Raw genomic sequence first — 12716 nt, 5'->3', positions numbered from 1 at the left:
ACGTGGGCCGGATGCGCGGCGTCGTCGAGGAACCTGAGGGTCTGCGTTACCTGCCGGAGCTCCTGTCCACCGAGGAGGAGCAGCTCCTGCTCGGGCGGGTGCGCGACCTCGAGTACGGCGAGGTACGGATGCACGGGCAGGTGGCCCGACGTACGGTGCGCCACTACGGCCTCGGCTACTCCTTCGACAGCGGAGAGCTCTCCCCCGGCGAGCCGGTGCCGCCGTGGCTGACCGAGGTTCGTCGTCGAAGCGCCGAGCTGCTGGCGCGCCACCCCGAGGACCTCGCCGAGGTGCTCGTGACGCGCTATCCACCCGGAGCGACCATCGGGTGGCACCGTGATGCCCCTGCGTTCGGGGACGTCGTGGGCGTCTCTCTGGGATCCCCGTGCCTGTTGCGCTTCCAGCGAGGCACCGGCACGCAGCGCCGAGTCTACGAGGTGATGCTCCAGCCGGGCTCGGCGTACGTGCTGTCGGGACGCAGCCGCACGGTCTGGCAGCACAGCATCCCGGCGGTCGAGCAGGAGCGCTTGTCGGTGACCTTGCGCACGGTACGTCGTGGGTGGCGCCCGTCCTGAGCGCCGCGGTGCGTCCGCAGGCCTCTGACGCGGACCTCCAGCGCACCTGACCAGACGTCCACGTGCACCGCACCGAGAAACCGGGTAGGTCTTCTCGGGAAAGGGAGGCTGAGCGATGAGGTCGTGGCGCAAGTCCGAGGTCGGCGCGGTGAGCAGGGCGTATGCCTGGCTCGTGGTCAAGCTCCGCTGGTTCGTCGTGCTGGCGTGGGCGGTAGCCGGTGTCGCCGCGGCCGTATGGCTGCCCGCCACGCTGCCCAACGCGGGGCTGAGAGGGTTCGCGCCGCCCCACAGCCATGCCATCAGCACGGAGGTCACCTCCGCGAAGGCCTTCGGCTTCCCCATCCTGTCGCGCACCCTGCTGGTGCAGCATGACGACCACGGCCTGTCGGAGGCGGCGCAGAAGCGGGTTGCGGAACGCGCGGTGGCAGTCGCCAAAGGCAGGGCCGGGGACGTCGGCCCGATAGCGGCGGCGGTACCCATCGTGAACGCCAGGGGCGTCTTCCCGTCCTCCTCCAAGCAGGGCACCACTGCCCTGACGTACATCGTCACGAAGCCCGGTACCAGCTTCTCCGAGGAGGTCACCGCGGCGCAGACGTTCGGCCGGCAGCAGATGAACCGGCCGGACGACCACCTCGTCGGGGTGACGGGGACCGTCCCTGCCCAGGTGGCGCAGACCCGGATCCTCTACAGCCACCTGTGGCTGCTCGAGGCCGCGACCCTCGCCGTGGTCATCGGCATCGTCGCCCTGAAGTTCCGGTCGGTCGTGGCCCCCCTGGTGGCACTGCTGACCGCCGCGGCGTCGTACTTCCTGGCGGTTCGGACCACGAACTACGTCGGCGGGTACCTCAACGGCGGCGTCCCCGAGGAGCTCAAGCCCTTGGTCCTGGCGCTCGTCCTCGGCATCGTCACGGACTACGCCATCTTCTTCCTGTCCAGCATGCGCACCGGGTTGGTGCAGGGCCAGGACCGGCTGACGGCGGCCAAGACGGCGACCGCGCAGACCGGCCGGATCGTCGTCGTTGCCGGGATCGCGGTGGCGGCCGGCAGTGCCGCGATGCTGGTCGCCCGGTCCGGGTTCTTCCGCGCGTTCGGACCCGTGCTGGCGCTCTCCGTCCTCACCGCGGTCGTCGTCTCGGTGACGTTGCTGCCGGCCCTGCTGGCGATCTTCGGCCGGGCGCTGTTCTGGCCGACTGGGCTGAAGAGAGAGGGCGCGCCCCGCCTGGTGCGTCTCGCGGCCCGGGTCCTCACCGTGCGCGTGGTCGCCTTCGTGCTGGCCGGGGCCTGCATCGTCGGCCTCGCCATGCTGAGCACTGCCGCGAGCCGGATGCGCCTGGGAGTGACCTTCGTCGCCGCGCTGCCTGCCGACAGCCAGTCACACGTCGCCGCGGACGCCGCAGCCGCCGGGTTCGCAGCTGGCATCATCGCGCCCACCGAGCTGCTCCTGCAGGGCAGCAAGGTGGGCAGCGACCAGCAGAAGCTCACCCGGCTCGGCCAGGAGCTGGAGCGACAGCCCGGGGTCGCGGGCGTGCTCAGTCCCAGCGCCCTGCCCGAGGACCTTGCGCAGGGCGCCTTGGTAACGCGCGCGGGCGACGCTGCCCGGTTCCTGGTCATCCTCGACCACGACCCGCTCGGGCCTACGGCGATCAGCGACGTCAACCGGCTGTCCACGACCATGCCCAAGCTCCTGCGGCAGGCGGGGCTGGGCGGCCTGGACTTCGGCCTGGCTGGCGACACGGCCGTGGCCGGCGAGCTGGTGGACGCGACCAACGCGGACCTGCTGCGCATCGCCATCGCGGTGCTGTTGACCAACCTCATCCTGCTCATGGTGTTCCTCAGGGCGGTCCTCGCGCCGGTGCTCCTGCTGGCCTGCAGCGTGCTCGCCCTCGCCGCCTCACTGGGCTGTCTCACGCTCGTGTTCCACGACCGGCTCGGGCACGACGGCGTGACGTTCTACGTGCCGTTCGCGGCCTCGGTGCTGCTCCTCTCACTGGGGTCCGACTACAACATCTACGGGGTCGGCCACGTCTGGAGCCGGGCCAACCACACGACCCTGCGCCGGGCTCTGGCGGAGCGGATCCCGGAGACCTCCGGCGCCATCACCGCGGCCGGCCTGACGCTCGCCGCAAGCTTCGGGATGCTCGCCCTCGTCCCGCTGCGGCAGTTCCGCGAGCTGGCTTTCCTCATGGGCCTCGGGGTGCTGCTCGACGCCTTCGTCGTGCGCACGATCCTCGTACCGTCGGTCCTCACCCTGCTCGGCCGTTTCAGCGCCTGGCCGCGAAGGCTTCCCGAGCCTGACGTCGGGCTGTCACCGGCGGGCCTGCCGTCGGCAGCCCCGAGCCCCGGGTCGTGAGGGCTGCGGTTCCCGTCGCAAGCGCATGATGGGCTGGTGATCGACCACCTGGCGCCCGCTCGACGCAGGATGCTGGTCGTCACCCTCACCATCCTCGCCATCGGGGCAGCTGCCGTCGTGGGCGTGCTGGCGTCCGCCCGCTATGGCCAGGGAGCCGGCCGCGTCGACCAGAGCAGGCCCGGACCGGTGCTCCTCGTGCCCGGGTACGGCGGGTCCGTCGCGGGGCTGCAGTCCATGGCGGCGTCCTTGCGCGGCGCCGGGCGTGACGTCACGATCGTGCAGCTGCCGGACCAGGCCCTCGGCGACCTCGCCGTCCAGGCGGACGCCGTGGCGAGCGCGGCACAGGAGGCGCGAGACCGGACCGGAGCAGCCTCGGTGGACGTCGTCGGCTACTCCGCTGGGGGCGTCGTCGCGCGCCTGTGGGTGACGGAGCACGGTGGGAGCGACACCGTACGGCGCCTGGTCACCCTGGGGTCGCCGCACCACGGCACCAACCTTGCCGACCTCGGCGCCCTGGTCGAGGGACGGTGCCCCTTGGCGTGCCAGCAGCTGTCCCCCTCCAGCCCGGTGCTGGCCAGGCTGGACGGGGAGCCACTCCCCGCCGGCCCCGAGTACGTCTCACTGTGGAGCACCCGGGACGACGTGGTGGCACCGCCGAGCTCGGCCGTGCTCGACGGCGTCCCGAGTCCGTCGCTGCAGAGCATCTGCCCCACCTTGCAGGTGCGGCACAGTGAGCTGCCCGCGGACCCGCTGGTGCAGCGGCTGGTCGGCGAGGCGCTGGGGACCGGCCGGGTGCCGAGCTGGGGTCCGGCAGACTGCGCCCGGCTCACGTCGTGAGCTTGCTCAGCCCCGGCCGGAGAGTGGGGAGGGAAGCGCTCAGCTGGTGATGTCCTTCGTGGTGAAGTTGGCCCACGCCGCACCGAGCAGGACGACGAGGTACACCACCTGCAGCCCCACCCCGCGCTCGATGTTGCTCCACAGGATCGGGTCGCGGTAGAGGTCGACGAAGGAGAGCCAGTACCGCGTCGGCAGGTACGGCTGCAGGGGGCGAGCCGCGTCCAGCGTCAGCAGCACGGAGGACCCGATGAGGAACGCGAGAGCACCAAGGGTTGCGGACTGCGGCGCATCGGTCACCGTCGACAGGAACAGGCCCATGGCGGCCACGCAGAGCATCGACACGGTGACGAAAGCGATGGCCGCGCCAGTGCGCCAGGCGATCTGCCAGGGCGACAGCACGGACCCCGAGACGCTGATCATCGCCTGGGACACGGGTGCGTTGCCGAGCAGCAGCCGTCCCACGACGAATCCGACCAGGGCGACACCCAGGACGGCGACCACGACGAACGTCGAGACCGCGACGAGCTTGCGCAGCAGCAGCCTGGTGCGCCCCACCGGCCGCAGCAGCAGGTAACGGAGCGTTCCTGACTGTGCCTCGCCCGCCACGCTCTCTCCCGCGGCCACCGCCACTGCGACGGGCAGGAACAAGGGCAGGACGATCGCCAGGGCGGCTATGGCGAACAGCGACCCGTTGGCGGTCACCGCCGCCAGGAACGCCGGCCCCTCCCCGGGCCGCGGAGCGATCCGCGTCCAGGCGAGGAGTCCCGCGACCAGGGTCGGCAGTACGTTGAGCAGGGCGAAGGCCAACCACGTCCGCCTGCGTCCGAACAGCTTGCGCAGTTCCACCCCCATCAGCGCGCCACCTCCCCCGGTCTCCGGGCGCTGGTGCGCTCGGTGATCACCTCCTCGAGGGTGAGGCGCTCGGCGCCGAGCGTGCGGACCCTGACCCCTGCCCTGACCAGACGCTCGTTGAGCTCGGCCGCGTCGGCTGCCCGGACGAGGAGCCGGTCACCCTCCCGCCGCTCGACGGTGCCGTCGAGCACGGCCAGGGCCCGGTGCACGTCCGACGTCTCAACGACGGTCCGGCCGGTGGGGGCACGCAGCCCGGCCAGCTCCTCCTGGAGGACGAGGTGGCCGCGGTCGAGGACTCCTACCTTGGTGCAGAGCTGGTCGACCTCGGCGAGCAGATGGCTGGACAGCAGGATCGTCGTACCGTCCCGGTGCAGCCGCCGCAACAGCTCGCGGACCTCTCGGATGCCTTGCGGGTCAAGCCCGTTCGTGGGTTCGTCGAGGACGAGGAGCTCGGGCTGGCGCAGCAGGGCCGCAGCGAGGCCGAGGCGCTGGCGCATTCCCATGGAGTACGCCGAGACCGGTCGCCCGCCGACCGCGCCCAGGCCCACGACCTCCAGGACCTCACGCACCCGACGGCTGCGGTCGCGTCGACCGCCAGCGACGGCGCCCGCTGGCAGCCGACCGCTCGCGTCGTGGAGGCGGAGGTTCGCGGCGCCTGACAGGTGACCGTAGGCCGCGGGGCCTTCGACGAGAGCTCCGACTCTGGGTAGGACCCGGGAGCCGGCCCGGGGCATCCGCTCGCCGAGCAGCTCGATGGTTCCGGACGTGGGGAGCACCAGTCCCAGCACGCAGCGGATCGTGGTGCTCTTGCCCGACCCGTTCGCGCCGAGGAACCCGTAGATGTCACCCTCCGCCACACACAGTGACACGCCGTCGACCGCTGTCACGGCGGCATACCTCTTGGTGAGGCCCTCGGTGCGGATCATCCGCCGGCCCCTGGTGAGGCGGCCAGCTCGGTGGCAGCGCGCGCGAGGCCCTGTGGCGTCAGGGTGCCGGTGACGAGCCAGTCCTCGCCGGTGCGGCCGGGGTCGGTGAGCAGCAGCCCGACCGGCCCGACGACGACCATGAGCCCCTCGGGGAGTCGGCTGACACCGGCAGCCCCCTGGAGCTGGCTGCGGAGCGAGCGGGCCAGCCGCGGCGGCAGGGCAGCCACCAGCGCCTGGGTGACGCCGCGCCCGTACTGGCCGATGGCGTCGACGCCGGTCGCCGAGCCGCCGCGCCGCATACCCAGAAGCGCGTCGGGCGGCGTGGCCACGGAGAACTGCCGCACCGCTGCGAGCACGTCGAAGCGGCTGCCGGTCCTGAGGCGCGACCCCGGCGGTGGGGCGAAGGCCGTGTCCGCCGCGGCCGGCTTGGTGGGCGTGAAGTCCAGGAACGTGGTGGAGAGCGCGGCGACCCCCGGCGAGGTGCCGTAGACCTCCACGAGCACGGGTATGCCGGAGGAGCGGTCGGCCCATACGTCCACCCGCCCGATGCTCGACAGGGGCTCCGAGGGGCGGAGGCGGAGACCATCGGTCGCTCGGCCCGCAACGCGCCGCGACGGCAGCGTGGACACCTCCTCGGGCCTTGCGTCGACGAGCATGCGGGCTGCCAGGGCGGGTGGCAGCGAGTCGGCGTCCTGCGGGAGTCGGACCTCCCCCTGGGGGACCGGTCCAAGACGGGTCACCCGGTTGCCCTCGAAGTCCCAGACCCAGACCCCGTCCCGTGACGTGCGGATGCTGTGCTCGCCCGTGGGGCTGAGGGTGTCGGCCCGCCAGTCGTCCGGAGCGCGCCACCAGACCCGCAGCTGGGTTCGCCCCCCGAGCAGCGAGGCGACCGACTCGAACTGGTCGGAGACCGGGAGAGCGATGGAGCCCGTGGACTCGACGTAGCCGGCATAGGGGCGGCCCCATGAGGCGCGCATCCGCTGGAGAAGCGCCGCCGCGGAGCCCTCGGCCCGAGCCCCCGGCACAGGGAGGACCCGAACGAGCACCGGGGTCAGGGCCAGTGCTGCCGCGAGGGCGACCACGACGGCCCAGCGCGTCGACCGAGTCACCTCGTCAACCTATGTCAGCACTCGGATCCGCGCACGGAGCGTGCGATTTCGCGTCCTTCAGCTCACCCAGCCCCCCCACGAGGTCGCTGATGCTCCGGTCTCTCCCTGGCGCGGTCGGTTCCGGACCCCGACATGGGTTCAGGGTCGCCTCAGGGTCAGGCCCGGGTGGCTCCCCGATGTGTCGGCCGGTCGATCGCGGCCACGATGCTCAGCATGATCACAGTCGAGTCACTCACGAAGACCTACGGCCGCGGGATGACCGCCGTCGACGACGTCTCCTTCACCGCCGCGACAGGCCGCGTAACGGGCTTCCTCGGACCCAACGGCGCCGGGAAGTCCACCACCATGCGCATCATGGTCGGGCTCACGCCGGCCACCTCGGGGACCGCCACCGTCGACGGCCGCCGGTTCACCGACCTGCCCAACCCCGGGCGGGACGTGGGGGTCCTCCTGGACGCCTCAGCACAGCACGCCGGTCGCACCGGTCGGGAGATCCTCACCCTCGCCCAGCGCACCATGGGCCTGCCCCGGACGAGGGTTCAGGAGATGCTCGACCTGGTGAGCCTCACCGAGGACGAGGCGGACCGGCGAGTCCGCAACTACTCGCTCGGGATGCGCCAGCGCCTGGGCATCGGTGCCGCTCTCCTGGGAGACCCCCATGTACTCATCCTCGACGAGCCGGCGAACGGGCTGGACCCCGCCGGGATCCGCTGGATGCGCGACCTGCTGCGCGGGTACGCCGACCGCGGCGGCACGGTGCTGCTCTCCTCGCACCTCCTGCACGAGATCGAGGTGATCGCCGACGACCTCGTCGTCATCGGGAAGGGACGGATCGTCGCGCGGGGCACCAAGGCGGACCTGCTCGCAGCCGCAGGAACGGTCGTGCGCGCTCGCGACAGTGTCGCCCTGGCCGCGGCCATGGAGGGGGCCGGCCTGAAGATCACCGCGCACGCCGACGGCAGCGTGCATACCGATGCGTCATCCGACCGGGTGGGCGAGATCGCTCTCGCCAGGGGCCTGGTCCTCACGGAGCTCCGCGCAGCCGACGGGGCCGGGCTCGAGGAGATGTTCCTCGAGCTCACCGCAGACACCCAGCGTGAAGGAGTAGCAGCATGAGCACCACCGTCCTGACCACTGCCAGGCCCGAGCCGGCGACCAGCGAGGAGCGCAGCCGCAGGGCTGTGGGCCGGATCCCGTTGAGCCGTATCGTCGGGGTCGAGCTGCGGAAGATGTTCGACACGCGCTCGGGCTTCTGGCTCATGGCCAGCATCGTCATCACGAGTGTGCTCGCGACGGCCGCCATCATCGTCTTCGCACCCGACGACCAGCTCACCTTCGACAACTTCGCGGCCGCGATCGGGGCTCCCATGACGGTGATCCTGCCGATGATCGGAATCCTGGCGGTGACCAGCGAGTGGAGCCAGCGCAGCGGTCTGACCACGTTCACCCTCGTGCCGCATCGCGGTCGCGTGCTGGGGGCCAAGCTCCTCGCAGCGATCACTGTGGGCGTCGTGGCGATGTTCATCGCCCTCGGCGTGGGCACGCTGGGGACCCTCGTCGGAAGCGCCATCGCCGGCGTGGATCCGGTCTGGAACGTCAGCGCCATGCACTTCACGCTCATCGTCCTGGGCAGCGTCCTCGGAATGCTGTTCGGCTTCATGCTGGGCCTGGTGATCCGGAACTCGGCGGGTGCCATCGTCACGTACTTCGTGTACACCCTCGTCCTGCCGCCCCTGCTCGGGCTCCTCGCGGCCAACCAGAGGTGGTTCGCCGACCTTCAGCCCTCGGTCGACTACAACTTCGCGCAGAGGCCGTTGTTCGACGGGAACGTCTCGAGCCAGCAGTGGCAGCACCTCGCCGTTGCAGGTGCACTGTGGTTCCTCCTGCCCATGGCCGTCGGGCTGAGGATCGTCCGTCGCGCCGAGGTGAAGTGACCGGCCTGGCCGGATGAGAGTCCGCCCGCTCGACCGCCGGACCTCCGGCGCAAGGGCGGGTGGACTCTCGCGTCTGCCCGCGGACGGGGACGCCGGCGCGGGATGCGGATGCGCCCGCAGGCAGCGGCGATGTCGTGGCCTACGACGGTCGGAGTACGTGCGGTGACTCCTCACGGGGGTCGACGCCAGCGGCGTGGCCGGGCGAGGGTGGACGCATGCCGGCAGCTCCGGCGGGACCCCTGAGGAGGACGTGATGACGCAGCCATTCCGGTTCGGGATCGTGGCGACGGCCCGAACGCGTGACGAATGGGTCCGCCTGGCCCGCCGGGTCGAGGAGCTCGGGTTCGACTCGCTGCTCGTGCCCGACAACCTCGACGGTGTGGCCCCGATGCTTGCCTGCACGGCTGCAGCGGCGGCCACCACCCGAGTTTCCGTCGGACCGTACGTGTTGGCCACACCCCTTCGCACACCTGGGCTGGTGGCAGCCGAGGCGGCGAGCCTGGCGGTGCTGGCCGACGGGCGGGTCGAGGTGGGGCTTGGTGCCGGCCGTCCCGACTCGAACGACGAGGCGGCCCGGCTCGGTGTGCCGTTCGGGACGCCAGGGGAACGGGTCGCCCGGCTCGAGGCGACGATTCATGCGGTCCGAGAGCGGGTGCCCGACGCCCCGGTGACCGTCGCCGCGCATGGTCCCCGGATGCTCCGGCTCGCCGGACGCACGGCGAACGTCGTGGCGCTCGGCGCCTCACCGTTCGCGGACGAGGACGACCTCGCGGCGATGGCGGCGACCGTGAGGAAGGCCGCCGGAGAGCGTGCGGAGGCGGTCACCCTGAACCTCAACCTGACCGCGGTCGGTGACGACGTCCCTGTGTGGTTGAGCCGGCGGATGGGCGTGACGATCGAGGGCCTGCAAGCCGCGAACGCGGCCGGCCTGGTGCGCGGGACGCCGCAGGAGATGGCCGACACCCTGGTCCGGCGCCGAGAGTCGACCGGCGTCTCCTACTTCTGTGCGGGCGCCGACAACGCCCAGCGCCTCGCTCCGGTGGTTGCCCTGCTCTCCGGACGCTGAAGCTCTCGGTTGCTGCCTACGCCGGCTCGGCTGGTCAGAAGGCCCGGCCCGAAGCCAGCGACGCCCGCGCGAGGACAGGCCGCACGAACACCGCACGCCATGCCGGATGCCCAAGGAGTGACGGGTCAGAGATCGACTGGCCAGGAACGCGGCCCCGCCTGCCTCCTCAGGGGTGAGCGGGCGTCATCCCAGCGCCGCGCCGACAGGGAGTCCGGGCGGACGGTGTGCTTGCCGTGCGAGTCTGGGAGGTGGGGCGTCCGCCCAACCCGACGGCGCGATGGAGGGACGATGAGCCAGTACGTGGTCAGGCCGCTGACGTCAGGGACCTGGGATGGGTTCGCGGCGCTGGCCGAGCGGCACAACGGCGTGTTCGGTGGCTGCTGGTGCACGTGGTTCCACACGATGAGTGCCGAGAAGGAACGCACGTACGAGGGCAACAGATCCCTGAAAAGGCGCCTCGTCGACGAGGGCCGGGCGCATGCGGCGCTGGTGTACGACGGGGACGAGGTGGTTGCCTGGTGCGAGTACGGAAGCCCGCAGGAGCTGCCGAACATCTATCACCGCAAGCAGTACGAGGAGGCGCTGGACCTCCTTCCCGACTACCGGATCACCTGCATCTTCGTCGACAGGCGCTACCGCCGAAGAGGTCTGTCGTCCGTCGCGCTCCAGGGGGCCGTCGAGCTGATCGAGGCCGGGGGCGGCGGCATTGTCGAGGGGTACCCGCACGACACCGGTGGCAAGAGGAAGTCAGTCCTCTACAACGGAACCCGGACACTGTTCGAGAAAGCGGGCTTCGCCTATGTCCGCAGCAAGGGAGCCGGCAACTGCGTCATGCGCCGCAGGGTGCCGTAGCGTTGGCGCCGACCAGACACGAGGTGAGGACCCGAATGACGACCACGCGGTTCACGGTCCACACCAGCCTTTCGCCGAGCGACGTCCTGGCCGTGCTCACCGACTTCGGCCCGGCACGGTCTCGTTGGTGGCCGAACGTCGACGATGCTCACTTCGCAGTGCATGGCCAGGGGCCGGACTGGGCGGAGGTCACCGAAGGCACTGCGATGGGGTGGGAGCGGGAACGCTACTCGTGGGACGGCGCCGCCGGGTTGGTCACGATCGACACCCTGGACTCCAACCTGTGGGCGCCTGGCAGTGGCTGGCGGTACGAGATCGTGCCGGCAGCGCCCGGCAGCGACCTCCACGTGTCCCTGACGCGGATACCGAAGTCGTTCAAGGGAAGGCTGGTCGCGGCCTTGGTCCCGGTCGCAGGGCCACGCGCGCTGGGCAGGCAGTTCCAGTCCGTCCTGCGCAGGGCCGAGGCCCGGTGACGTGCGGTCCGACGACGTCCACGGCATCGAGGCAACCAACGGCTACCGCTACAGCGCCCCTACGTTCGACAGCGAGGGGCCCTGACCATCCATGTCCGTGCCGGCTATGAGGACGTCACCGGCGCCGACGTGCCGGGCGGCCAGGCCTGGCTGGGCGCGGTCGCCTCGAGCTGGTCGAACACCGGCGGGCGGGGTGGCTTCACCCGCCCGCCGGATCCCTTTGCCGGCCTCCCGGTGGCGCAGCCGAAGTGGTCAGTCGAGGCCGACGTAGACCGACTTGGTCCAGCTGTAGAAGTCCAGGGCCTGGCTGCCCTGCTCCCGGTAGGCGTTGTTGGACGACTCCTTGACGCCGCCGAAGGGAACATTGAGATCGACGCCACCAGTGGGCCGGTTGACCTTCACCACGCCCGCTTGGATCCTCTCGACGAACTTGGCAACGGACTGCAGACGCTGCGTGATGAGACCGGCCGAGAGGCCGAACTCGGTGTCATTCGCCAGCTCGATGGCATGGTCCTCGTCGTTGGCCCGCAGTAGGCCGACCACTGGGCCGAAAACCTCCTCGCGGGCAACTCGATGGGAGGGCGCGACGTCGGTCAGCACCGTGGGAGCGAAGTGGAGCCCATCCGTCGTTCCGCCGGTCACCAGGGTGGCTCCCTCGCTCACGGCCGCCGCGACATACCCCTGGTCCGTCGCAAGCTGGCTTTCGCTGACGACTGGGCCCATCTTCACGCCCTCGCGCAGACCGTTCCCGGGAGCGTAGGCAGCGGCACGTTTCGCCAGGGCATCTGCAACGGCATCGTGGATGCCGGGGGTGCAGATCACCCTGCTGGTCGCAGTACAGGCCTGACCGGTGAGCCCGAACGCTCCCGCGGCGATGATGTCGGCGGCCCTCTCGGGGTCGGCGTCGTCGAGCACGACGACCGGGTTCTTTCCGCCCATCTCGAGCTGGCTTCGGATGCCCCGGGAGGCGGCCAGCTCACCGATCTCTCGGCCGACAGGGTTGGATCCGGTGAACGAGACGGCCTTGACCAAGTGATGCTTGACGATCGCATTGCCGACCACGCTGCCCCTGCCATGGACGAGCGTGAAGACACCGGGCGGGAGTCCGGCGTCGATCAGGGCGTTCGCCAGGTGCATGGTCGAGACCGTTGTCAGCTGGGCGGGCTTCATGACCACAGCGTTGCCCGCGGCAAGCGCCGGGGCCGCTTTCCACGTGGGAATCGCGATGGGGAAGTTCCACGGCGTGATGAGCCCGACGACGCCGAGCGGCTCCCGACGGGTGAATACGTGAGTGTCGGGGACGCCCGAGGGAAAAGTGGAGCCATGGGACCGCCAGCACTCGGCGCCGAAGAAGTCGAGGATGTCAGCGGCCCGCCGCACTTCACCGATGGCCTCCGGGAGGGTCTTACCCTCCTCTCGGGTGAGGTCCCTGGCAATCTGGTCGACCCGATCCCGGATCAGCTGCGCGGAACGCGAGAGCACCGCCCCCCGGGCGGGACCGGTCATACCGGCCCACACCTCCTGAGCGACCGCCGCCGCGTTGACCGCCGCGTCGACCAGTTCCGGCGTGCCTGCCGACACCTCGACGACCACGTCGGCCGGGTCAGCGGGGTTGACGCGCTTGTCTGCGGCATCGTCATCGGTCCAAGCGCCATCGATGAGGTGGGTGACGCGGTACACGGTGTCCATGACAGTCTCCTTATCGTCGCCCGCTGTGAGCGGAGCAGGAATGGTTCAGGTCG

General features: G+C 70.9%; 12 protein-coding genes. 8 read left to right on the top strand and 4 right to left on the bottom strand.

The genetic code is table 11. The annotated features are described in order from the left end of the window. Positions 1–11: 11 nt before the first annotated feature. From PHA84_RS00330 to PHA84_RS00320, 3 genes are all read left to right on the top strand, one after another. Complete coding sequence (locus tag PHA84_RS00330; RefSeq protein ID WP_270886686.1) at positions 12–575, top strand: alpha-ketoglutarate-dependent dioxygenase AlkB; 564 nt, start codon at positions 12–14, stop codon at positions 573–575. 115 nt (positions 576–690) lie between these two features. Further along, complete coding sequence (locus PHA84_RS00325; RefSeq protein ID WP_270886090.1) at positions 691–2925, top strand: MMPL family transporter; 2235 nt, start codon at positions 691–693, stop codon at positions 2923–2925. Positions 2926–2961: 36 nt separating this feature from the next. Further along, positions 2962–3762 carry a lipase family alpha/beta hydrolase gene (locus PHA84_RS00320; protein WP_270886089.1) on the top strand — a complete coding sequence of 267 codons (801 nt, stop codon included), beginning with the start codon at positions 2962–2964 and terminating at the stop codon, positions 3760–3762. Between the two features lie 39 nt (positions 3763–3801). Here PHA84_RS00320 and PHA84_RS00315 read toward each other — a convergent pair whose 3' ends face one another. The 3 genes from PHA84_RS00315 to PHA84_RS00305 are packed head-to-tail and all read right to left on the bottom strand — an operon-like array spanning position 3802 to position 6649. After that, positions 3802–4614, bottom strand: a complete 813-nt coding sequence (locus PHA84_RS00315) for an ABC transporter permease (RefSeq protein WP_270886088.1) — start codon at positions 4612–4614, stop codon at positions 3802–3804. Further along, complete coding sequence (locus PHA84_RS00310; protein ID WP_270886087.1) at positions 4614–5540, bottom strand: ABC transporter ATP-binding protein; 927 nt, start codon at positions 5538–5540, stop codon at positions 4614–4616. Before PHA84_RS00310 ends, PHA84_RS00315 begins: the two co-directional genes overlap by 1 nt. Next, entirely contained in the window at positions 5537–6649 is a 1113-nt protein-coding gene (locus PHA84_RS00305) for a LolA family protein (protein WP_270886086.1), read from the bottom strand. Before PHA84_RS00305 ends, PHA84_RS00310 begins: the two co-directional genes overlap by 4 nt. Before the next feature lie 213 nt (positions 6650–6862). Between PHA84_RS00305 and PHA84_RS00300 the strand changes: the two genes are divergently transcribed. The 5 genes from PHA84_RS00300 (at position 6863) to PHA84_RS00280 (ending at position 10974) form a co-directional block, all read left to right on the top strand. Next, a complete protein-coding gene (locus tag PHA84_RS00300) occupies positions 6863–7765 on the top strand; it encodes an ATP-binding cassette domain-containing protein (protein WP_270886085.1) in 903 nt (300 codons plus the stop codon). Continuing rightward, positions 7762–8583, top strand: a complete 822-nt coding sequence (locus tag PHA84_RS00295; RefSeq protein WP_270886084.1) for an ABC transporter permease — start codon at positions 7762–7764, stop codon at positions 8581–8583. The genes PHA84_RS00300 and PHA84_RS00295 overlap by 4 nt, the downstream gene beginning before the upstream one ends. Positions 8584–8836: 253 nt before the next feature. Continuing rightward, positions 8837–9649: an LLM class flavin-dependent oxidoreductase gene (locus tag PHA84_RS00290; RefSeq protein WP_270886083.1), complete on the top strand. Its 813-nt coding sequence runs from the start codon at positions 8837–8839 to the stop codon at positions 9647–9649. A gap of 288 nt (positions 9650–9937) precedes the next feature. Beyond that, a complete protein-coding gene (locus PHA84_RS00285) occupies positions 9938–10501 on the top strand; it encodes a GNAT family N-acetyltransferase (RefSeq protein WP_270886082.1) in 564 nt (187 codons plus the stop codon). A gap of 35 nt (positions 10502–10536) precedes the next feature. Further along, a complete protein-coding gene (locus PHA84_RS00280) occupies positions 10537–10974 on the top strand; it encodes an SRPBCC family protein (RefSeq protein WP_270886081.1) in 438 nt (145 codons plus the stop codon). 252 nt (positions 10975–11226) lie between these two features. On the opposite strand, the gene PHA84_RS00275 is transcribed toward PHA84_RS00280, so the two are convergent. After that, entirely contained in the window at positions 11227–12663 is a 1437-nt protein-coding gene (locus PHA84_RS00275; protein WP_270886080.1) for an aldehyde dehydrogenase family protein, read from the bottom strand. Positions 12664–12716 lie beyond the last annotated feature (53 nt).

Origin of the sequence: Pedococcus sp. 5OH_020 (assembly GCF_027812955.1) — a bacterium.
Lineage (GTDB): Bacteria > Actinomycetota > Actinomycetes > Actinomycetales > Dermatophilaceae > Pedococcus.
This window is presented reverse-complemented; position numbering and strand designations above follow the sequence as displayed.

What these genes read in the sequence shown, in the direction of transcription:
- PHA84_RS00330 (WP_270886686.1), top strand. Translation starts at nt 12, where the DNA reads ATGCGCGGCGTCGTCGAGGAACCTGAGGGTCTGCGTTACCTGCCGGAG.
- PHA84_RS00325 (WP_270886090.1), top strand. Translation starts at nt 691, where the DNA reads ATGAGGTCGTGGCGCAAGTCCGAGGTCGGCGCGGTGAGCAGGGCGTAT.
- PHA84_RS00315 (WP_270886088.1), bottom strand. Translation starts at nt 4,614, where the DNA reads ATGGGGGTGGAACTGCGCAAGCTGTTCGGACGCAGGCGGACGTGGTTG.
- PHA84_RS00310 (WP_270886087.1), bottom strand. Translation starts at nt 5,540, where the DNA reads ATGATCCGCACCGAGGGCCTCACCAAGAGGTATGCCGCCGTGACAGCG.
- PHA84_RS00300 (WP_270886085.1), top strand. Translation starts at nt 6,863, where the DNA reads ATGATCACAGTCGAGTCACTCACGAAGACCTACGGCCGCGGGATGACC.
- PHA84_RS00295 (WP_270886084.1), top strand. Translation starts at nt 7,762, where the DNA reads ATGAGCACCACCGTCCTGACCACTGCCAGGCCCGAGCCGGCGACCAGC.
- PHA84_RS00290 (WP_270886083.1), top strand. Translation starts at nt 8,837, where the DNA reads ATGACGCAGCCATTCCGGTTCGGGATCGTGGCGACGGCCCGAACGCGT.
- PHA84_RS00285 (WP_270886082.1), top strand. Translation starts at nt 9,938, where the DNA reads ATGAGCCAGTACGTGGTCAGGCCGCTGACGTCAGGGACCTGGGATGGG.
- PHA84_RS00280 (WP_270886081.1), top strand. Translation starts at nt 10,537, where the DNA reads ATGACGACCACGCGGTTCACGGTCCACACCAGCCTTTCGCCGAGCGAC.
- PHA84_RS00275 (WP_270886080.1), bottom strand. Translation starts at nt 12,663, where the DNA reads ATGGACACCGTGTACCGCGTCACCCACCTCATCGATGGCGCTTGGACC.